The sequence below is a fragment of the Coprococcus eutactus genome (assembly GCF_025149915.1).
Taxonomy (GTDB): Bacteria; Bacillota; Clostridia; order Lachnospirales; family Lachnospiraceae; genus Coprococcus; species Coprococcus eutactus.
This window is the reverse complement of sequence record NZ_CP102278.1, coordinates 28,274-49,439: the sequence shown is the minus strand read 5'-3', so window position 1 is coordinate 49,439 and position 21,166 is coordinate 28,274. Positions and strand designations below refer to the sequence as shown.

Genomic DNA, 21,166 nt, shown 5'->3' with positions numbered 1-21,166 from the left:
CTGTTAAGAACTAATATATGTCGTTTTTGTTATATTATGGGCCGTATTTGTTACAGAATCAAGTCGTTTATTTCGCTATTATGTATACAGATTAAATCATAAGAATCAATAGATGGCGAACAAGGCAGAGCATTCCGGCTGTCTCCGAACCTCTGTCGCATTGTTTACAATACAAAATTTTAAAGGAGAGAAATTTTTATGAACGCTGCCTTAGATATTGATAAACCAGAAAAAACAAAACGGAGCAAACGCACAACCGACATGACAACAGGAAGCCCGGCAAAGCTTTTGTTTTATTTTGCCATGCCTCTTTTTATCGGAAATATACTTCAGCAGTTTTACAATCTGGCTGACACCTCCCTGGCAGGACACCTTCTCGGAGATACCGCCCTTGCACAGATAGGTGCCACCGCCGCACTGTACAGCCTCATCACAAATGTAGCTTTCGGACTTAATAATGGCTTTGCTCTGTTCGTCAGCAGAAACTTCGGTGCGGACAATAAAATTGAGATGAAACGCTCCGTGTGCTGGGCTGTCCTGTTGTCGGTCATATCTACAATACTACTCACCACATCATTTCTAGTCTTTAGACGGCCTCTGTTGACACTTCTTCAGGTGCCTGCTGATACTATGGATGGTGCACTGAGTTATCTTACTGTCATCCTCGCTGGAATACCTCTCACCATGGCTTATAATCTTGAATCAAGTCTTCTGAGATCCATCGGCAACAGTGTGACACCTCTTATCTTTCTCGTGTTCAGCAGCGTGCTCAACGTAATTCTGGACTACCTGTTCATGGGACCTTTCTCCATGGGCGTCCGCGGTGCTGCCATTGCCACCGTCACCTCCCAGGGAATAAGTGCCATACTCGGATTATTCTGTATCCTTCGAGGATATCCTGAGCTCAGATTTGGAAAACAGGATATGAAAGTTTCTATCCACTTTGTATTTGAAATGTTTTGGACAGGTCTCAGCATGGCTCTTATGAGTGCCATATATAATATAGGAAGTGTTATTCTTCAGGGAAGTATAAACGCACTCGGAAATGTCTACATCGCAGCCCAGGTGGGCGGCAGAAGGCTTGCCGAGTTCTTCTACACACCGGGAATTGCCCTCGGAACAAGTGCTGCCACATTTGCCAGCCAGAACTATGGTGCTCACAAAAATTCCAGAATCAAGAAAGGAATATTCGCCGCCATTACCATGTATGGAGTGTGGTGGGTGCTTGCTATGATCTGCACCTTCACCATTGCAAGATCTATTCTAGTGCTGATAACCGGAAGCTCAGACAATACAGTTATATCCAATGGTCTCATGTATCTCAAGATCAGCATACCGATGATACCGCCTATGGCGGTTCTCGTAATAGTACGAAATGCCCTTCAGGGAATGTGCCACTCAGTGGCGCCGCTGCTGTGCAGCGCACTGGAGATGATCGGCAAGATAATATTTGCAGTATTTCTCGTTCCTGTCTACGGCTACGTTGCCGTGTGCGTATGTGAACCGGTGACTTGGGTAGTATGTTTCCTGTTCATCATGGGAGCCACCCTGATATTCAGAGCAGACTTCCGTGATCCTGACAAACTATGAAAACCCTGATTGCGCAAGCTCTTGTAACACAGTGTTTTTCTATATTTTTTGTATCTTTGAGCCCTATTATAACGTTAAAAAGGCGCCAGCCACCACCGTCAGCCGTTTCAGACATGACGATGGCGACTGGCGCCAATTCGAACAATAAAATTTGAACGATAAACTACCAATAACATTACTCAACTAATGTATTGTATATATTTATTTAAAAGTTAAAAACATCAAAGCTTGTACCTATATCTATTTGCTACTTCCTAACAAGATGGATCTGGTAAGCATTGTACTCGCCGAACTTGAGTGGCACAGGAAGTCCTATCTGGTCAAGTCCCTGTCCGCTGTACTCTGCGCCAGTCTCCTCGTCAACATATGTGGCATCCGCATCAAGTCCCTTTACTCTGACAAAAGGTACAGGGGCATTGCAGAAGCTTTCCATCGTCACGATATTGACAAGTGTCTCTGACTTATCCCTTGCTACAAATGACCATGCAGCTACGCCTTTGCTCTTGTCTGCATCCGTCAGTCTATAGTAGAGTCCGTTGTGAAGGAGATCCCAATACTTCTTGTAGTTTTCTACCTGAGCCTTGACCTCTTCCTTCTCCTCATCACTGACCTTGTTCAGATCAAGCTCATAGCCAAAGCTTCCCGCCATGGCAACGACAGCTCTTGTATTGAACGGAGTCGTCCTGCCTGTCTGGTGATTCGGAACCGCTGATACATGTGAGCCAACCACCGATATAGGATAGCCAAATGAAGTTCCATACTGTATGTCAAGCCTGCAAATGGCATCCGTATCATCACTGCACCAGATCTGTGGTGTGTAATACATCATTCCGGCATCAAATCTTCCACCGCCACCACTGCAGCCCTCGATGAACATCTTTGGATATCTTGCCTGAAGTCTCTCCATGAAATCATATACACCAAGTACATACTTGTAAAGGATCGTTCCATTGTTCTGGATTCCCTCTGTCATAGAGTATACATTTAGGATACTTCTGTTCATATCCATCTTTATATAATCAACATCTATATTGTCAAGCACCGCTGTCAGCTGATTAAATATGCAGTTTACGACCTCTTTTCTTGAGAAGTCCAGATTCAGCTGGCTTCTTCCCATGACCGGCTTTCTTTCAGGTATCACAAATGCATAGTCAGGATGCTCCTTGAAAAGCTCGCTCTTCTCAGATACCATCTCCGGTTCGATCCAGATACCAAACTTCATGCCGAGAGCCTTCACTCTTTTCACAACATCAGCCATAGGACCGCCCATCTTATCCTCATTTACAAACCAGTCGCCAAGTCCTGACTTGTCGTCATCTCTCACACCGAACCAACCGTCATCCAGGACAAGCATCTCAACGCCAAGCTCTGAAGCCTGCTTTGCTATATTTACGATGTCATCACCGTTGAAATCAAAGTATACTGCCTCCCAGCTGTTGATGAGTATAGGTCTCCTCTTTGTCTTGTACTCGCCACGGCAGATATTGTATCTCACAACGTCATGCATCTTATGTGACATGTCAGCAAATCCATCAGGCGAATAAACCATAACTACCTCGGGTGCCACAAACTCACTCTCAGGATAAAGCACATACTCAAACATCTCATCCTGAACACCCATGTTAAGTCTCACCTGATCTGTCTGATCCTTCTCAACCTCACAGTTGAAGCTTCCACTGTAGAGAAGTGAGATTCCATAGCAGTCACCTGCATCCTCATTCGCATCCTTGCCTGCTATAACCACAAATGGACTGTGCTGATGGCTTGATGTACCCCTTGTGCTTCCGATCTTCTTCACACCATGATTTATAGCTTCTCTCTCATACATGCGCTCCATAGCATGTCTTCCATGGAAGTGGATGAGATCATAATCACCTGTCACAAAATCCAGGCTCACACTTGATGCCTTTGCCACAAATATATCCGCATCGCTTATATTTCTGACTATAGCTGATCTTGTGATCAGATCCTTATCCTCTATAATTCCATACAGGAGTTCAACCTCCACTCCCACCTGAGGATCCTGAAGAACGATCTTGAGTGTCTCGCCCTTCTCGCCATCATTTGTGTATGCTGCAGGAAGACCCTTGAGACTGTACTTTTTGTCCATAACCTCGTATGAAACATATCTGAGATCACAACCGTGGATTCCTTCTATATCCTTTACGTTGAATGCAGGTGTTCTGAAATCTCCGTTGCCGTAGCAGCTGTATTCCTGTGGAATATTGTCCAGAGAGAACTCTCTGCTCTCCTGTGCCTCGTAAGGATTGCCTGAAAATCCTCTATCGTAATGAGTTATGACATATGACATATCCCCGTCCATTTTCTTGCCGTAATACAGATGAGCCAGATATCCATAATCAATCACCTTCATCTGATATGTAGTATTTTTGGTATTCAGTGTGAAAAGCTTTTTCTCTTCATTTATCAATATTGCCATGCCCAAGTCCTCCTTTTCGTGATCTCCAGTTTCTCTACAGCCAATTTCCATTTGACTGGTCTTTCTTCATAATTTATCTACAACCGGCTCCGCCGGAATGTATTCCTAGTTAAGTTTTAATTCGATTCCCTGCAATTTTTACATTTTTGGATTCCACACAAGCTTCTTAAAAGCTATTTTCCAAGTTCCACTATATAGTCCACAAATTTTTCCACATATCCATAATCTGCCGCATATGCTGACAATCCGATATATGCCTTGCCATCTGTGTACTCAGTAAGTCCTGCCGCCTTGTATCCTTCAGATACATCTATTCCGACAGGTATCTTCTTTCCGTCTTCATCCTCGTAATAAATTATCCTATCCTTATACTTATCATATATATCGCCGACCTTATCATCCGACAGGTCTGCAAGTCTGCCGCTCTTCGCCAGACCTATGAGATTGTCATACTGGCACAAGACTGCCTGAGCAGTGTCCGCCTCAAGGTATGCCAGCACCTTCATATAGTAACTGTTCTTATAATCTGAGTTATTTGCCAGATTAAAAAATGCATTGTTGTCAAATGTAACCCTTCCCGGGAGATTTTCTTCCCCTACATACGACACAAACCCCTGTGTCAGCTTGCTGTTCCCTGAAACATCATCGTAGTTGTTCACAAGGACGACATCCAGTATCGGCTTGTCCTCCCTCGTTGCAAACACAACAGAAAAATACACTACAAGTCCCACGAGAACGACAGCACCGATTATCCAAAGCTTGTAATAATCCCAGATATATCCTATTTTTTTGCGTGTGGAGTCCATCTCTTTGATCTTCTGTTTTTCTTCTTCCGTGATTATCGGCTTTTTCATAGACGTCCTCCTTTTGTTTCTGTGTTGAGTGAACGCATGAGATGCGCTTCGCGCGGCGTCCACAGTATCGCAAGGGTGGCGTCAGTAACTGACGTCACCCTGTGGTCATATATAATATCTTCTTTAACTTTCTTTAGAGCTTTCCACCTGATGTTGCGATACCTTCTACGAACTGCTTCTGGAATATCAGGTATATAACGATCATTGGTATACATGATATAAGAGATGCAGCCATCAGCTGTGGATAGTTGGACTGATACTGTCCCTGCATTGTTGCAAGAGCTGCTGAGAGCGGCATCTTGTTTGCACTGCTGTTTACAACCAGTGGCCACATCAGATCCTTGAATGCGAACACTGCTGTGAATATACCGAGGGCAACCATCGATGATCTTGCAAGCGGAGCCATGACGAACACGAATGTCTTTGGAATGTTACATCCGTCAAGTCTCGCTGCCTCCTCGAGATCTCCAGGAAGTCCCATGTAAGCCTGCTTGAGCAGGAAAGTACCGAACGCTGTTACAATTCCCGGGAATACCAGAGCAAACATTGTATTTGTCATGCCCATCTTACTGATCATCAGGAACTGTGGGATGATGAATATCTGTGAAGGAATCATCATCTGGAAAAGTATCAGGGAGAACATAAAGTCTCTGCCCTTGAACTTAAGTCTTGCAAATGCATATCCTGCGAGTGTTGCTGTGAGACATGCACACACAACTCTGAAGAATATGAGCAGTAATGTGTTCTTGTAGAGAACAAGGAAGTTCATGTTATTCCAAACAGTAGTGAACGCATCTGTACGCCACTGTGATGGGAATATTACGAATGGACTTACCGAAGTTGCCTCTGTTACTGTCTTAAATGCTGTGAGTGTCATCCATACAAATGGCACTATCATAATGATTGAGAATATGATCAGAATGAGGTGAATCAATAATCTCTGCATTCTTCTCTTAAACTGTACGCCTCTTGTCATATCGATTCCCCCTTCCTAGTTATAATGAACCCACTTCTTCTGACCGATCATCTGGAATACTGTAAGTACCATGATGACTGCGAGAAGAAGAACTACTATTGCTGATCCATAACCCTTGTTACCATTCTGAAACGAATACTGGTAGAACAGATATACGATGGACTCTGTCTTCTTGAGGGCCGGATTGGAAATATCCATTACCATGTATACAAGGTCGAATACCTGAAGTGCTCCGATTACTCTTGTTACGAGTACGAAGAATACTGTAGGAGAGAGAAGTGGAAGAGTAATCTTGAAGAAAGCTCTTACTCCTGATGCTCCGTCAATATCCGCTGCCTCGTAGTAATCCTTAGGTATCTCCTGAAGTCCTGCAAGGAACAGAACCATGTTGTAACCAATGATTGACCATACACCGATGATCGCAACTGAGATCCATGCGATCTTTGGATTGGATATCCACTCGATCTTTGTACCGAGGATGTGGTTTAACAGACCGAACTGTGAATTGTATAACCATCTCCATACCATGGCTACAGCTGCAGGTGCAACTACCATTGGCAGGAAGAATATTGCTCTGTATATTGTTCTTCCGTGCATCTTACGATTCAGGAATACCGCAAGTATAAGTGCGATGGCGATTGAGAATGGAACCTCAATGATCGCATACTTGAATGTATTGAGAAGTGACTGCCATACCTCAGGGTCAGCAAACATCTTCTTGTAATTTGCAAATCCTGCAAATGATGAATCTCCGAATGATCCAACCTTACAGAATGACTGATATATTGTCTGTACTATAGGCCATAAGTTAAGTACGATGATTCCTATCATTGTTGGGAGGATGAATGCCCAGCCCCATTTGCGCTGGTTTCTTTCCCATGTTGTTGACTTCTTTTTCTTGAACTCTTTATCTTCTGCTGCTGCCGGCTTAACTGTCTGTGTCTCTGTAGCCTGGATTATCTCAGCCGCTTTTTCTTCAACTTTCTTGTTGTTATCTGACATAAAATCCCTCCTCTTATTCATTTATATTGTAATTAACACCCCGCCTGTTTCTGGTAAGCAATGGGTAGGACCTCCATCCTACCCACTGTTATGTTATCTTATAAATGCTCTGTAGGATTACTTGTCTTCCTCATCGATGTACTGGTTCATCTGAACTGCGAAGTCCTTACATGACTGCTCCATCTTTGATGGATCTGCCCATGCATCTGCGAAGAAGGTCTGTGCTGCCTGTGACCATACTGTTGAATTGTATGTGTAAGGTCTGAGTACAAGCTCATTTGTTACGCCTGGAACTGTTGACTCCTTTGTGATATCAAGGTAAGCGTTGAGGTTGAACTTATCTGTACAGTTAACCCACTTGTCTGATGTGTTGTTGTAAGCTGACATTGTTACACCGAGCTCAGCCTGCTTCTCCTGCATCTCCTTTGAACCGAACCACTCGATAAGCTTCCAGCAGTCATCTGGTCTCTTTGTGCCTGCTGATGCAGCCCATCCAAGTCCGTTACAGATAGAAGTTCTCATACCTGTTGTCTTGTCATATGGAAGAATTGCTACGTCACAGTTCTCAACGAGATACTCATTGTCAAGGAATCCTGCTGTCATCCATGAACCCTGCGTGATCATTGCTACTGTGCCTGACTGGAACATAACGTCTGTACCTGTCTCTGACATTGTTGTTGCTGGTGGACAGCAATCCTTGAGGAGCTTTCCTACATAATCCATAGCCTTGATAGTGTTGGCATCATCATATCCTGACTTTGTGTGATCGTCATTTACGATGTAACCGCCCATTGAGTAAACCATGTTGTAGTAAGTATCCTGATCGTTTGATGTGTTCATACAGAAACCGTACTGTGAACCGTCATCCTTTGTGAGTTTCTTAGCTGCATCATAGAGATCATCCCATGTCCAGTTCTCATTTGGATACTCAAGTCCTGCATCATCGAACATCTTCTTGTTGTACCAGAGAGCGATTGTATCGTAATCCTTTGGTATTGCATAATATGAACCATCATATGTGTAGAGCTCTGTGATCTCTGACATGTAGTTGCTCATATCAACTTTGTCACTCTTTTCGATGTAGTCATCGAGCTTTAAGAGCTTGTTGTTCTTCATGTACATCTGTGAGTTGTTGGAGTGCATCCAGAATACATCCGGCATATCTCCACCTGATGCTCCAGCCTCAAGAAGTGTCCAGTATGAATCCCACTCCTTAACCTGTACATCAACCTTGATTCCTGTCTCTTCTGTGAAAAGATCACATATCTGCTGCAGACCCTTCTGCTGGTTGTTATCCCAGATAACTACCTCAAGTGCATCCTTGCTGCTGCCGCCCTTACTTCCATCGCCGCCGCCACATGCGCACAGTGAAAATGCTGTTGCTGCTGCAAGCCCTACTGCCACTGCTTTCTTCATTGTTCTTCTCATAAAACATTCCTCCTTTTTACATCACCGGCAGGATTTACGACACCCACATTCTCTTTCATACCCTGAATTCTGCGTCCTGTTCTGCCGGTTCGCCTTACGGCGTTCTGTGTGCTTCCTATGATTGAATTATAAAATTTTGGTGAAGATTTTTACATGGAAAAATGTCAAAATGTCATGGGTTTTTGTCACAAATGTATATTTTTAAGTAGTTAAGTTCACTATTTTTGTGCTATTTTATGGCAAAATGTAGAACACATATGGAAAATTGTAAAACATGCTATATTATGGCATGTATTTTTGTGCTATAGTTAACTTACATTATTCGGGCAGCTGATCATACGTATCAGCAAAAGTTATGTCTACTATCTACATTAATTAATATCAGGAGGAAACTTATGAACATTTTCAATAGCGATGGCTGGTTTGCCAGAATCTTTGGCACAATTGGCGACATTATAGTAGTGAACATTCTATTCATAATATGCAGCATTCCAATATTCACCATAGGTGCGTCAATGAGTGCCATGTACTACACATTACTTAAAAAACAGCGGACAGGTGAGACCGGAGGAATTATAAAACTATTCTTCAAGGGTTTTAAAGACAATTTCAAAAAATCCACCATAGCATGGCTCTTATTCATGCTGATAGCCTTTGTATTCTCACTGGACTTCAATCTCTTTGGCAAAGGTGGTCCTCAGGAAAACAAGCTCATGTATTACACCAGTGTGATCTTCTTCATATTGATATGCTTTATCGCCATCTATCTGTTCCCAGTGATAAGCGCATTTGAGAATACATTAAAGAACCTCATACTCCAGTCCATATATATGGCGGCAAAGAATTTTATATTCACCATTATTATAATGATACTTTACACATTGCCTGCATATTTCCTGCTTGCCAGCCCACAGGTGTTCATGGTAGGCATCTTCATACTTATAGTGTGCGGATTTGGGCTGATAGCTTATGTATCATCATTCATGTTCATAAAGGCATTTTCACCATACCTCGAAGCTGTCACCAAGCAGTACACAGATGACGATCCAGACTCATGGATGAGATCAAATGAAGTATCAGATGATCCCTCAGGTGAATCAGACAGCAAAATCCTGCCAGATAAGTCATCTTCCGATCAGGTATCTTCCGGCCAGAAGGATTCCAGAAAGGTCACTAAAAAGCTGGAAGTCAGCAATTCCAATAAATAAGGACATAAAAACAGGATATACATCCCATGTCATCACATATACGACATATGGAATGTATATCCTGTTTTTTAGTATCATATCAATAGCGCTCTCTAGTAGCTATACTCTCATCTAAAGCTTAGATGCCTCATGGTCACCCTTGGCTTTGCCTGTCTCAAGCTCCACCTCTAGATTTCGAAATGATTTCGGGCTCATCCCGAACTTCTGCTTAAATGCCTTTGAGAATGAAAGCGAATCCTCATAACCACACTGGTATGCGATTATATTGATCTGTTCCTTTGAAGATCTAAGCAAACTTGCAGCTTTCTCCAATCGGAAATTAATCAGATATTCCTGTGGTGAGACACCCATCTCCTTCTTGAAGCTTCCTGTCAGATGACTTCTGCTTATCCCTATGAAATCAGCAATATCATCTATCTTGATCTTGTTCATATACTTCTCAGTGATGAAATCAACTGCCGCCTTGACGTATATCTTACTTGGATACTCTACATTGTCATTCTCCTGCTGACCAGATGTATTGTCCTCCATAATAGTAGCAAACAACATCATAAGCGCACTCTGTCTCTTGACCTCGTTTATACGTGTGATCTGCGAATACTCAAGCATATTGTTTATACATGTTGCACATGTGTCCATCTGCTCGATCTTAATGATCGGAGAATCCTTCTTATAACCCATGGACTCTATGAAATCCTCTGCTCTGTATCCGTGGAATCCTACCCACATATAACTCCAAGGATCATCATCATCTGCCTTGTATATGGTTTCTTCTCCCGGTCTGATGATGAAAGCCTGTCCCGCCTCCAGCTCATAACTCTTACCACCTATAGTAAATACTCCCTTGCCTTTTTTTACGATATGGATGACGTATGACTCCCTCACATATGGTCCGAACTTCCACCCCTTGATGCAATCCTCTCTGCCACAATAGTCCAGACTGATTGCGGTACCCCACATATAGGAGTTAGACAATTGGAGATCTTCCAGGCAAGCAAAACCAACACTGTCTGTTAAACCAACTTTTCTTACCATAACCCGTCCTTTCTTTACTACTTCTTTGCCACCCTGACTAAATACTTTTTTATTGTAGCACAATGTTTAATTAATGACAAAACTTTTTACCATATACATAAAAAATGCACAATATAAAAGTGCGGGATTTTTATTAGTATCCCGCACTTTTATAATCTGTCCGCCCTGCTGAACAAGTGTCAGTAGGACTTCTTATTCTATGTATTTATGATAACCAGTCAAGGTATCCAAATACTTCTGCAGCATGCTTGAAGTAATACATTACCTGCTCTGCACATGCACCACTGTCAAATATCTTTTGTGCGATGTTGTCAAATACAGTGATAAGGAAGATCGATATAACAACAGCTGCTATGATTGCATATAATCTGTTGTTGTCATCAAGATCCAGACTCTCATATGCAGCATGGGCTGCAACAAGAATTCCACCGATACTTATCGCTGCAAAGAGAATATATGCAAATCCGCCTATGATTCCGCTGAGAAAACCGACCTTGTGAAGGATTCCTGAGATGATCTCAAATACGATTCCGACTACAACAGCAATCGTCTCATATACAGCAATCGTTCCTGACACATTTATCGCCTTGCCAAATGTCATTCCGCCCTTGAATATGATTCCGCCCGATATGAAAAGTCCTGCTGTTATGATGATGTTTGCAATTATCATAAATACCAGCATATAGAATCCCCTGCCGAGGGCTGGTCCAAAATCCATACCCATGATGAGAAGTCCTATAAGTGAAAATACAAAAGTAACAACTGCATTTACACCTATGAGTATTCCGCCTGAAACCATATTCTCACTCTCGACCATCTCGCCCGCCGTATCAGCAGGTGTCTTGAAAAGTCCAAGTACATTTTTAAGAATGCCGTTTATCATGTCATTTGCTGCTGACGATTTCTTAGCCTGCTGCTGGCCATACTGCTGATTCATCTGTGGCTGGCCATAACCCTGCTGACCATACATCTGCTGATTCATCTGTGGCTGGCCATAGCCCTGCTGACCGTACATCTGCTGGTTCATTTGTGGCTGACCATAGCCCTGCTGACCGTACATCTGCTGGTTCATCTGTCCCTGCCCATAGCCTTGCTGACCATACATCTGCTGGTTCATCTGTCCCTGACCGTAACCCTGCTGACCATACATCTGCTGATTCATCTGTGGCTGGCCATATGCACCTGTCTGTGCCTGGCTGTATGCACCTGTCTGCTGATTTGCCTGAGCCTGATCTGACGATGGGCTTTCTCCCTGTGGCTGACCAAACTGCTGATCCTGATTTTCGTTCATTTGTTGATTTACCTCCAATTCCTTTTCCCTGTGATCTTTCATATATCAACTAGTATGATAACAAATCTCTTTAGTTTTGTCATCATATCTAATTCTTGTAATTTCCATCAAAATGATTTATTGCATTCTGGCTGTCATATATGGCATGATATGATAATGTTGTATAATCTATATATGAAGATTCCTTCATCTCGTCCTGTCCAATATTATTTGACCTCACAAGAGCAGACAGAACAATTCCTATCGTAAGAAATATTCCACATGCAACACCCACAGCAACAAACACAAATGTTAACGAACCCATGTTTTATCCTGCCTTTCCTTCACATATTCAATAGTTCCTGAACTTCTGAATCTGTGAATATCAATTCTCGACCTGTGAAGCTTATTGATAGCTCTCCAGAAATATAAGATACAGTTGACCACCAGAAACAAATACGCGCCAACAACATACATCAGAATTTCAGAACCAAACATCCAGATATCCATTATGAAATTCCCCATAAGTACTGAAAGCCATGTACAAAATATAACCATTATTGTCATGAGTATACCTATGGACGCTCCAACCTTAAATCTGTTTGATGGGACATTGCCCACAACTTTTCCAGTCTGACCATTTACTGCAACTGTATAAATTATCCCCTGATACTGAAATGTCATGAACCATACCGGAAACAACGCATATTCTATGTCTGACAATTCTATCTCTGTCTTTTCATCAGTGACATGATAATCTTTAAACCGTTTATCTCCAGAATCTCCAAGCATCTCATCACGAAGGGCTTTATCACTCTTCTCCTTTGCCACTGCCGCGATCACTTTTGCAGGGACATCATATCTGTCCGTATAAAACCCCGAAAGATATTCCGGCGAAAATGCCAGTACTCTGTCAATATCATACGGCTCAAGCCTTGATGATATGTTGTCATTCAATCTGCGTGATGCATCACCTGGTACCCTTGACACTATACATTCCGCATCCTTCATACAATTATGTATTATTCTCTCTGTATCGTTTTTCCGAGAATTCTGGGTTACCGAATCTAACCATTTACTATCGCCGCCAGTGCGCACTTCCCTTTTATTTTCAGTGAATATATATTTGATTTTCTTTTTTACATGATATGATACGAGCCAGTGAGGTACATATATTCCTCGTATCTTGTCTATCTGAAAATGCTTTATCTCGTCCGGAACGAACCATCCTTTACAAAACCTGTCACGAATCAGTTGTTCCGCTCTCTTCTGTGATATTGAAAATGGAATTATAAGATCCGGCTCCAGCTCCTTATCCAGTCTGTCCACCAATATCATCGGCTGTCCACAGTAGGCACAGAAGCTTGACGTCTCCGTGGCTTTCACCATGAGTTTCGCTCCACATGACGTACATTCATACAGATTCATCTCCATATACTTTGGAGAATCCTCATCATTTCCAAGGTTTATCTCATCCATGGTGTATATGTCATCCGGACTGTCCGTGATATATCTCTTTATCCTGGCAATCTTTCTCATGGATTTGTAGCTCCGCTTGTCTACCAGCTCGCCATCTTCATTTTCGATCATAGCAGAGTTTTTTGTCCCCCATGAAGCCGCCCCAAACTGATTGCCACATTGCTTGCATTCCAGCTGTCCCGTCTCCGGGTTGAGAACAGTCGAGCCTCCACACGTTGGACATTTTAATGTAAAACTGCCCATCTTACTTTCCCCCGTTCACTTTTTTTCCCCTATAAACATTAAGTTACCATGTTTCCTGTTAAATATAAAGTACTGATAATTCTACCATACCCCGGTAAAACGTATGTAAATCCAGCCTAAATATTTATCAATTTATTTTGTCCACTCCGTCTTTATTCGTGTCAGATATTATATAATGAGGTCTGTTCTTGACCTCAACATACGTTTTTGCAATATATTTGCCCATCATTCCTATGCACAGGAACTGCAATCCCGATACGAATAAAATAATGCAGACGAGAGAAGGCCATCCCGCAACAGGATCTCCCCATACAAGCTTTCTTATAAAGAAGAAAAGCAGCATGGCAAATGAAAGAACTGTGCAAAATGTTCCAAAACCTGACGCGATCATCATAGGTGCCTCGGAGAAATTGATTATACCGTCTATGGCATACCTGAACAACTTCCAGAAGCTCCACTTTGTCTCCCCGGCAACCCTCTCAACATTCTCATACTCAAGCCACTTTGTCTTATATCCGATCCACCCAAAGATTCCCTTTGAAAATCTGTTGTACTCGCACATCGACACTATAGCATCCTTCATCTCCGACTTCATGAGTCTGAAGTCCCTGGCTCCATCCACCACATCAGCATCCGATATCCTGTTTATAAGCTTGTAAAATCTTCTGGCAAACCATGATCTGATCTTTGGCTCACCCTTTCTCGTCACCCTTCTGGTGGCTACACTGTCATATTCGCCCTGTTCCAGAATCTCAAGCATTTCCGGAAGAAGTGATGGCGGATCCTGCATGTCCGCATCCATAACCGCCACATAATCACCTGATGCATTGCAAAATCCTGCATACATTGCTGATTCTTTTCCAAAGTTTCTGGAAAACGATATGTATTTGAAATACTCATATTCTGATGACACATCCTTCATAACCTTCAAAGTACCATCTGAAGAACCATCATTTACCATGAGGACCTCAAACTCATACGATCCGAGTCCCTGTACCACCTTATCAAGTTCCGCAGCAAATATCGGCAGTGCCTCCTCTTCGTTGTAACAAGGAACAATCAAACTCACCTTTTTCATCATTACATCTCCTGTAAACATCTATTTTGTCGTCATGCGGAATATCTTTATTCCCGCATAATCATACGTTTTCTCTACATTTTTATACTTTGTGGTCTTTCTTATCCTCTTGATGTCCTTTTGTATCTCCGTTTTGTCAAACCGTGGATCATTTATAACTGCCATGTACAGCTCATCACCACAATCGGCTGTCAAATCTGAAAGCTCGCCTAGATCATCCTCGTACACATACCTGCACCTGTCCATCACAGAAAATGCATTTATGCCGGCATATATGTTGTTCCATTTTCCATCGCCATGACAGACTATGATACAATCATTTCCCGCCATCTGCTCAACCGCTTCTTTTCTCTCAGGATATGTTACATACTGCCAATCCACGCCATTTACCTTTATACTTCCGGCACAAAGTATAAGACATACTACTCCGATTATCACATTGTAGTTGACAGGTGCAACCACCGCGAGGAGCTTTGCCATGCCCCATACCATAAATATCGCAAATACTGGGAGTGCCGAGTATATGTATCTTGCGTTTACAAGCTCAGATCCTTGTATTCCCACAAATGCTAGAATGGCATCTGCTATCACCACCGCTGCAAATAACAACGCATTTGCGGACAATGTTCCTGTGTATTTTCCATTCACATCAATCCTGTTTACATCTACAGAATACTTTATCGAGTGTTCTTCTCTCTTCAGACTTATATGTATTATAACAAACTTTGAAACTATGTACACAATTATGAGCGCTATAACGATAAGCAGAATAACAGGAAGCAGTCCGGCAAAATATGCCTTATTTACATAACCTATGTATGATATGAATTTTCTGGTTGAAAATCCTGTAAGATTCTTTGTTGCATAGTCACCCCTGTATCCAAATATATGTGCGATTGTTGCCGGAAATACCGCTATGGCACACACAAGCCCTGCCACAAGACTGAATCCATATGCAAACATTTCCTTAACTCTCTTTACTGACAGGAGATAGATACATACGCAAAGTCCAAGTCCAGCCACGAAAAAGTAAAAATAATAGTGGGTAAGTCCGCCCAGGAACACTGTAAATGCCAGCATTATAAAGTAAGGCACCGTCATCTTTTTCTTGTGCTTCAATATATATATGTGTGCCGCCACAAACAGTAGGACCTCAAATGTCTGTAGAAGATACATTCTTATGAGCATACAATTGCTGATGCCGACTGAAGATATTCCCCACAAAACGGTTGCCGCAAGTCCGCGCCACCTGCTTTCTAGAAGATTTGCCGCCACGTACATGAGAACTATATCCACAAATGCAAGAATTATAAGATTTAGTACTATTCCCGGAATTGCCGAGTATCCAGCTTCCTTGAAAAATCTGCACACTGTATGGAGCAGCATATAGTAAAGAGGTGGATGAACATCCCTCTCCTGGTTCACGTAAGCCGCTTTATAATTAAATGCCTCATCGCAATAATTCATATAATCTGAGAAATAACTTCCGCTCACCCAATTGTCAAGCGGTTCATCATTCTCTCCCGGATGAAGAAATGTGTACTCATTGCTGTTTGCAAGTCCGTAACTGTATACCTCATCACAGAACAGGTAATCCCTCTTCATCCCGTAATGAATACACAAAAAATACTGGATTGCCAGAAACAACACACAGATTATCCAGAATGCCCTGTTGGATTTCAATTTGTTCACTACCCCTGTTTTTGTTTTCATATAAATTTTTTCTCCTCTTCATCTCGTCAATAAAGACATTATTGCTCATTTTCTCATTTTCTCATTTTCTTTAAAGACCATGTTACTAACATTTTCTCAAAGTGTACAATTAATTATCTGTAACATTTATTAGTCTATGAGTCTCTCAGATTAAAAAAAACATGCAGATCCTTTTATGTAGATCTGCATGTCTGTTCTGCATTGTGAACTTCTCTAAATATATTCCATATTGCCTGTATCTGTGATTACTTCTGCTTACTTCTCAAGTATGTCATAAATGAGATCCATGACCTTGTCACCAAATGCTGCTGACTCCTTCTGTGCCTCATCGTATGATGAACCCTTGATTCCGTAGTAGAATTTGATCTTTGGCTCAGTTCCTGAAGGTCTTACTGCAAGCCATGCATCGTTCTCAAGCTCGTAGTAGAGTACGTTTGCATTTGGGAAACCGGTAGGCTTGACCTCACCTGTCTCGATGTTTCTTATATACTCAAGACGATAGTCGCGAACAACCTTTGTCTTGTAGCCTGCAACCTGCTCAGGTACATTTGCACGGAGGATATTCATGATGTGTCCGATCTTCTTTGATCCCTCAACACCCTTGAGTGTCACGGTCTTGATGTCGTCAACATAATATCCGTACTTCTCGTACATATCCATCATCGCATCCCAAAGAGTCTTGCCCTGACCTCTGTAGTAAGCTGCTGCCTCGCAGAGAGCCATAGTTGCAACAACTGCGTCCTTGTCTCTTGCATGTGTTCCGATCAGGCATCCGTAGCTCTCCTCAAATCCGAAGAGGTATGTTCCCTTGCCTGTCTGCTCAAATCTGAGGATCTCACGTCCGATGTTCTTGAAACCTGTGAAACACTCGATGAGATCTGTTCCATAATACTTTGCTATGGCATCTACCATGTTGGTAGTAACGATAGTCTTGACGATTGCTCCGTCTGCTGGAAGGCTGCCATTCTTCTCCTTCATCTGGCTTACCTCATACTCGCAGAGTAAGCTTCCTGACATATTTCCTGTGAACACCTTGTACTCACCTGTCTTGGAATCCTTTGCGTAGCATCCGAGTCTGTCGGCATCTGGGTCTGTTGCAAGAACGAGATCTGCATCGACCTCCTTTGCCAGCTTGAGTGCAAGTGTAAATGCTTCCTTTGCCTCTGGGTTTGGATACTCAACAGTTGGGAACTCTCCATCCGGAAGCTCCTGCTCTGGTACCACATACACATTCTCGAAACCGATCTCCTTGAGGATTCTTCTTACAGGAATATTACCTGTTCCGTGAAGTGGTGTGTACACGATCTTGAGATCCTTGCCATACTTGTCAATTGCATCCTGATTAAGGATGAGCTTCTTGAGCTCGCCCATGTATGCGTCATCAACCTCTGAACCGATAGTTACAAGGAGCCCCTTCTTCTTTGCCTCTACCATGTCCATAGTCTTTGTATCTGCGAAATCTGTGATGGCCTTTACCTCGGCCATGATTCCCTGGTCATGAGGTGGTGTGATCTGTGCGCCATCCTCCCAGTATACCTTATATCCATTATACTCTGGTGGGTTGTGTGATGCTGTTACATTGATACCAGCTACACAGTCCAGATATCTAACTGCAAATGAAAGCTCAGGTGTTGGTCTGAGTGACTCAAATCTGTAAGCCTTTATGCCATTTGCTGCCAGGCAGAGCGCTGCCTCCATAGAGAACTCAGGTGACATTCTTCTTGAATCATAAGCTATTGCCACACCTTTGTCCTGCTTGCCCGCCTTGATGATGTAGTTTGCAAGTCCCTGTGTAGCCTTGCGCACTACATATATGTTCATTCTGTTAGTACCAGCTCCGATGATGCCTCGAAGTCCGGCTGTTCCAAATACAAGATCACAATAGAATCTTTCTTCTATCTCTTTCTCGTCGTCCTTGATCGCTAAGAGCTCATCCTTTGTTTCCTGACCAAATAAAGGATTGTTCACCCACTGCTCATACACGTCCTTGTAATTATAATCACTCATCATTTTGCCTCCTGTGAAATCTATTGCTTTATGTTACCCATAGAGCATCCTACAAATGGAAAACACACACGAAAAAACCATCTGTAAAATACATCACAATTCAGTATCACGTGTCTAACTCAATTATTATCCACGCCCCAACATTATACTCTTAATTTGTCAGCTTGTGAAGTCCATAGGTATCGTTAATTTCGCTCAAAATTTTGAGTTTTTCTTGGTCATCTTCGATAACTTTTTGGAGTTTTTCCATCAAAACCGGGGATATATAGCTCTTTCGGCTGTTCATATAGCGGTTGCTTATCTTCCAGAACTTCTCAGGAAAACTGTACATAAGGTATATAAATTCATAGTCTTCCTTATCCAGATGCCTTATCTGGCTGTACGCACTCAATATATCCCGCGCCATCTCTATGTCGTACCTGTTCTTCTCCATCGCCTTTCTCATAAATTGGTAAAGATCAACAAGCTGATATCCCACATGGAATCTGTCAAAATTGGTTGTTGCTATGTATCCGTCACAAAACATCACACTGTGATAGTTATAAGATCCGTGACAATATCCTATCCACTTTTCGTTGCATTTGAAGTTCTCCTCAAACAGTTTGAGACATCTGTCTGCCTGCCTATAAAAATAATCAAACGCCCTTATATACTGGATCTCAAAATCATTCTTTTTATTTCTTCTGCTGACAAAATTACGGATTCTACGCAGCTCTCTCAATTTTCTGTCGAGATTGCCCGGCATTTTATCATATTCACGGCTTCCCTCATCCTCATAGAGTTCCCTGCCGGCTTTATGAAACTGTGCCAGATTGATGACTGCCTTCTCCAAATCCCTGATATTGGATGCACTGCATTCCCTCCCCTGAAAATATTCCCGACATACAAATGGATTGCCATACCTGTCACATGTCACAAGCTCCTCATCGCTGTTCGGAACCACCCTGTCTATATAGCAGAATCCCTTTTCGTATATACTATCCTTGAACTGTTTCTCCTGCAAAAGTCTCTCGTCCGTTCCATTCAGAGCCGCCACCTGACGTATGCCCTTGTCCGTCATCAGAATGATAGCACCTCTGCCTCTGCCTATCCCCTGCACCTCCATGTCATATGCCTCATACACTTCACCCATTTTTTCAGCCAAATGAAAACCCCCTCCTACAACTATCGCTCGGGGGTATCTGTGAAGTGTGTATCTATCTGACTTACCAAATCATGAGCGCTCTCGCTCGATGAATCCTGCAACGGCACTAGCACTCGCTCCGCATCGCTGAGTGCCGGCGGATTCATATGTCCTGATTATGGTAATGTCAGATAAGATACACACATCCACTTCACAGATAAGCCCTCGCTCACTTTATAGCAATAATAACCTGCTAAATTATTGTATGAGGGGCTGTTAAGATTCATTCTTAAGTTATTATATTTTACCGGATTTTTTTACGACTGTTATCGCATCATCCAATAATTCTTTTTTATATGATATAGGAAATACATACTTCTTACATCATTTTGACCTGTTCAATAAGGTATTCCCTGTCGTTCTTTTCAGGATCTTCTATAACCATATCCAACAGTTTCTGAAGTATCTCACCCATTTGAGGTCCCGGTTTTATTCCCATCTTTATCAGATCTCCTCCATTTATCTTGAGATCTTTGATCCTGACACAGTCATCTGATGCCATGATCTCTTCATATTTCTTCTCAAGTGCTGCAAGCTGGCTTTGTCTCTCCTCCAGATTGTAATCACTCTGGGCTACCATGTCGGCTTTTTTTATCTCGATTATATATGGGAAGAAATCTTTTCCGACTTCTCCCAAAAGCTTTCTTATACTGCCCTTTTTCGGAACACTTCCCATTCCATAATCATGCCATCTGACCAGAGTACACACATCTTTGATAGTGTTGTTGTCAAACTTGAGTCTTCGCAGAATGCTTTCCGCTATAGGCACACCCTTCTCGGGATGATCAAAGAAATGATCTATGCCATTCTCATCAACTGTGTGTGTTGCCGGCTTACCGACATCGTGGAGAAGTGCTGCCCACCTCATGGTCACATCCGGTCTGATATTCTTGACCGCCTCTATGGAATGTACTCCCACGTTGTATCTATGATACGGATTGTTCTGCGGCTGCTCCATCATCTTGTCAAACTCCGGAAGGATATATGAAGTTATGCCTGTGACATACGCCTCAAGAAGCTTGTCCGGGTGGTCTGATACCAGGAGCTTTGTGAGCTCCACCCTGATTCTCTCCGCACTAATATTTTTCAGATACTGTGCCTGGATGATCATAGCCTTTCTGGTATCTCTCTCTATGTCAAATCCAAGCTGTCCGGCAAATCTTATCGCCCTGAGTATTCTGAGTGCATCCTCGTCAAATCTGTCCCTTGCCACACCGACGGCTCTTATAACCTTGTCATTCAGATCCTGTACTCCGCCGAACATGTCTATGATTCCCTTGCTGTGACTGTACGCCATGGCATTTATCGTGAAGTCTCTTCTCTTGAGATCCTCCTCAAGACTTGCCGTGAACTCAACCTGGTCAGGTCTCCTGTGGTCACTGTACTCCCCATCTATCCTGTATGTCGTGACCTCATAGCCTTCCTTGCCCATCATTACCGTTACGGTTCCATGCTCTATTCCCGTATCTATGGTACGCCTGAATATCTCCTTCACCTGCTCTGGTCTGGCAGATGTGGTGATATCCCAGTCCCCCGGCAACCTTCCAAGTATGCTATCTCTCACGCAGCCGCCGACTATATAAGCCTCATAGCCTGCTGCCTCAAGACCCTCTATTACCCTATTTGCTCCCTCTGGAATGTCTATTCTCATATATCTTCT

Annotated in this window: 16 protein-coding genes; 2 read left to right on the top strand and 14 right to left on the bottom strand. The window is 42.7% G+C overall.

Features of this window, described 5'->3' with window-relative positions:
- The first annotated feature begins 198 nt into the window (after positions 1 to 198).
- Entirely contained in the window at positions 199 to 1,590 is a 1,392-nt protein-coding gene (locus NQ536_RS00205; protein ID WP_004852642.1) for an MATE family efflux transporter, read from the top strand.
- A gap of 247 nt (positions 1,591 to 1,837) precedes the next feature.
- Here the strand turns inward: NQ536_RS00205 and NQ536_RS00200 are convergent, their stop codons facing one another.
- The 5 genes from NQ536_RS00200 to NQ536_RS00180 all read right to left on the bottom strand — a co-directional run bounded on the left by NQ536_RS00200 (position 1,838) and on the right by NQ536_RS00180 (position 8,290).
- On the bottom strand, positions 1,838 to 4,030 hold the full coding sequence (locus NQ536_RS00200) for an alpha-galactosidase (protein ID WP_044998258.1): 2,193 nt from the start codon (positions 4,028 to 4,030) through the stop codon (positions 1,838 to 1,840).
- 173 nt (positions 4,031 to 4,203) lie between these two features.
- Positions 4,204 to 4,884: a hypothetical protein gene (locus NQ536_RS00195; protein WP_004852645.1), complete on the bottom strand. Its 681-nt coding sequence runs from the start codon at positions 4,882 to 4,884 to the stop codon at positions 4,204 to 4,206.
- A 133-nt stretch (positions 4,885 to 5,017) separates the two neighbouring features.
- Positions 5,018 to 5,860, bottom strand: coding sequence for a carbohydrate ABC transporter permease (locus NQ536_RS00190; RefSeq protein WP_004852646.1), 843 nt, complete (start codon positions 5,858 to 5,860; stop codon positions 5,018 to 5,020).
- Positions 5,861 to 5,875: 15 nt separating this feature from the next.
- Positions 5,876 to 6,862 (bottom strand): carbohydrate ABC transporter permease, encoded by a 987-nt coding sequence (locus tag NQ536_RS00185; protein ID WP_015534456.1) that lies wholly within the window; start codon positions 6,860 to 6,862, stop codon positions 5,876 to 5,878.
- A gap of 117 nt (positions 6,863 to 6,979) precedes the next feature.
- Positions 6,980 to 8,290: an ABC transporter substrate-binding protein gene (locus NQ536_RS00180; RefSeq protein ID WP_022058397.1), complete on the bottom strand. Its 1,311-nt coding sequence runs from the start codon at positions 8,288 to 8,290 to the stop codon at positions 6,980 to 6,982.
- A 395-nt stretch (positions 8,291 to 8,685) separates the two neighbouring features.
- Here NQ536_RS00180 and NQ536_RS00175 point away from each other — a divergent pair, with 395 nt between their 5' ends.
- A complete protein-coding gene (locus tag NQ536_RS00175; RefSeq protein WP_004852653.1) occupies positions 8,686 to 9,498 on the top strand; it encodes a YesL family protein in 813 nt (270 codons plus the stop codon).
- A 111-nt stretch (positions 9,499 to 9,609) separates the two neighbouring features.
- On the opposite strand, the gene NQ536_RS00170 is transcribed toward NQ536_RS00175, so the two are convergent.
- The 9 genes from NQ536_RS00170 to NQ536_RS00130 form a co-directional block, all read right to left on the bottom strand.
- On the bottom strand, positions 9,610 to 10,533 hold the full coding sequence (locus NQ536_RS00170; protein ID WP_022058395.1) for an AraC family transcriptional regulator: 924 nt from the start codon (positions 10,531 to 10,533) through the stop codon (positions 9,610 to 9,612).
- A gap of 205 nt (positions 10,534 to 10,738) precedes the next feature.
- Complete coding sequence (locus tag NQ536_RS00165; protein ID WP_147564956.1) at positions 10,739 to 11,824, bottom strand: Yip1 family protein; 1,086 nt, start codon at positions 11,822 to 11,824, stop codon at positions 10,739 to 10,741.
- An 88-nt stretch (positions 11,825 to 11,912) separates the two neighbouring features.
- On the bottom strand, positions 11,913 to 12,128 hold the full coding sequence (locus NQ536_RS00160; RefSeq protein ID WP_004852660.1) for a hypothetical protein: 216 nt from the start codon (positions 12,126 to 12,128) through the stop codon (positions 11,913 to 11,915).
- Positions 12,116 to 13,525 carry a hypothetical protein gene (locus NQ536_RS00155; protein ID WP_004852664.1) on the bottom strand — a complete coding sequence of 470 codons (1,410 nt, stop codon included), beginning with the start codon at positions 13,523 to 13,525 and terminating at the stop codon, positions 12,116 to 12,118. The genes NQ536_RS00160 and NQ536_RS00155 overlap by 13 nt, the downstream gene beginning before the upstream one ends.
- 127 nt (positions 13,526 to 13,652) lie before the next feature.
- Positions 13,653 to 14,603, bottom strand: coding sequence for a glycosyltransferase family 2 protein (locus NQ536_RS00150; protein WP_044998260.1), 951 nt, complete (start codon positions 14,601 to 14,603; stop codon positions 13,653 to 13,655).
- Between the two features lie 21 nt (positions 14,604 to 14,624).
- Complete coding sequence (locus tag NQ536_RS00145) at positions 14,625 to 16,316, bottom strand: hypothetical protein (RefSeq protein ID WP_004852668.1); 1,692 nt, start codon at positions 16,314 to 16,316, stop codon at positions 14,625 to 14,627.
- Between the two features lie 255 nt (positions 16,317 to 16,571).
- Positions 16,572 to 18,326, bottom strand: coding sequence for a phospho-sugar mutase (locus NQ536_RS00140; RefSeq protein ID WP_004852670.1), 1,755 nt, complete (start codon positions 18,324 to 18,326; stop codon positions 16,572 to 16,574).
- Between the two features lie 148 nt (positions 18,327 to 18,474).
- Positions 18,475 to 19,467 (bottom strand): CotS family spore coat protein, encoded by a 993-nt coding sequence (locus tag NQ536_RS00135; RefSeq protein ID WP_215684544.1) that lies wholly within the window; start codon positions 19,465 to 19,467, stop codon positions 18,475 to 18,477.
- Between the two features lie 358 nt (positions 19,468 to 19,825).
- On the bottom strand, positions 19,826 to 21,157 hold the full coding sequence (locus tag NQ536_RS00130) for a CCA tRNA nucleotidyltransferase (protein ID WP_004852674.1): 1,332 nt from the start codon (positions 21,155 to 21,157) through the stop codon (positions 19,826 to 19,828).
- Positions 21,158 to 21,166 lie beyond the last annotated feature (9 nt).

Excerpts from the sequence above, each read along its gene's own strand:
- NQ536_RS00185 (WP_015534456.1), bottom strand. The coding sequence starts at position 6,862 with ATGTCAGATAACAACAAGAAAGTTGAAGAAAAAGCGGCTGAGATAATC.
- NQ536_RS00160 (WP_004852660.1), bottom strand. The coding sequence starts at position 12,128 with ATGGGTTCGTTAACATTTGTGTTTGTTGCTGTGGGTGTTGCATGTGGA.
- NQ536_RS00150 (WP_044998260.1), bottom strand. The coding sequence starts at position 14,603 with ATGAAAAAGGTGAGTTTGATTGTTCCTTGTTACAACGAAGAGGAGGCA.
- NQ536_RS00180 (WP_022058397.1), bottom strand. The coding sequence starts at position 8,290 with ATGAGAAGAACAATGAAGAAAGCAGTGGCAGTAGGGCTTGCAGCAGCA.
- NQ536_RS00175 (WP_004852653.1), top strand. The coding sequence starts at position 8,686 with ATGAACATTTTCAATAGCGATGGCTGGTTTGCCAGAATCTTTGGCACA.
- NQ536_RS00165 (WP_147564956.1), bottom strand. The coding sequence starts at position 11,824 with ATGAACGAAAATCAGGATCAGCAGTTTGGTCAGCCACAGGGAGAAAGC.
- NQ536_RS00145 (WP_004852668.1), bottom strand. The coding sequence starts at position 16,316 with ATGAAAACAAAAACAGGGGTAGTGAACAAATTGAAATCCAACAGGGCA.
- NQ536_RS00195 (WP_004852645.1), bottom strand. The coding sequence starts at position 4,884 with ATGAAAAAGCCGATAATCACGGAAGAAGAAAAACAGAAGATCAAAGAG.
- NQ536_RS00205 (WP_004852642.1), top strand. The coding sequence starts at position 199 with ATGAACGCTGCCTTAGATATTGATAAACCAGAAAAAACAAAACGGAGC.
- NQ536_RS00200 (WP_044998258.1), bottom strand. The coding sequence starts at position 4,030 with ATGGCAATATTGATAAATGAAGAGAAAAAGCTTTTCACACTGAATACC.
- NQ536_RS00140 (WP_004852670.1), bottom strand. The coding sequence starts at position 18,326 with ATGATGAGTGATTATAATTACAAGGACGTGTATGAGCAGTGGGTGAAC.
- NQ536_RS00190 (WP_004852646.1), bottom strand. The coding sequence starts at position 5,860 with ATGACAAGAGGCGTACAGTTTAAGAGAAGAATGCAGAGATTATTGATT.
- NQ536_RS00130 (WP_004852674.1), bottom strand. The coding sequence starts at position 21,157 with ATGAGAATAGACATTCCAGAGGGAGCAAATAGGGTAATAGAGGGTCTT.
- NQ536_RS00155 (WP_004852664.1), bottom strand. The coding sequence starts at position 13,525 with ATGGGCAGTTTTACATTAAAATGTCCAACGTGTGGAGGCTCGACTGTT.
- NQ536_RS00170 (WP_022058395.1), bottom strand. The coding sequence starts at position 10,533 with ATGGTAAGAAAAGTTGGTTTAACAGACAGTGTTGGTTTTGCTTGCCTG.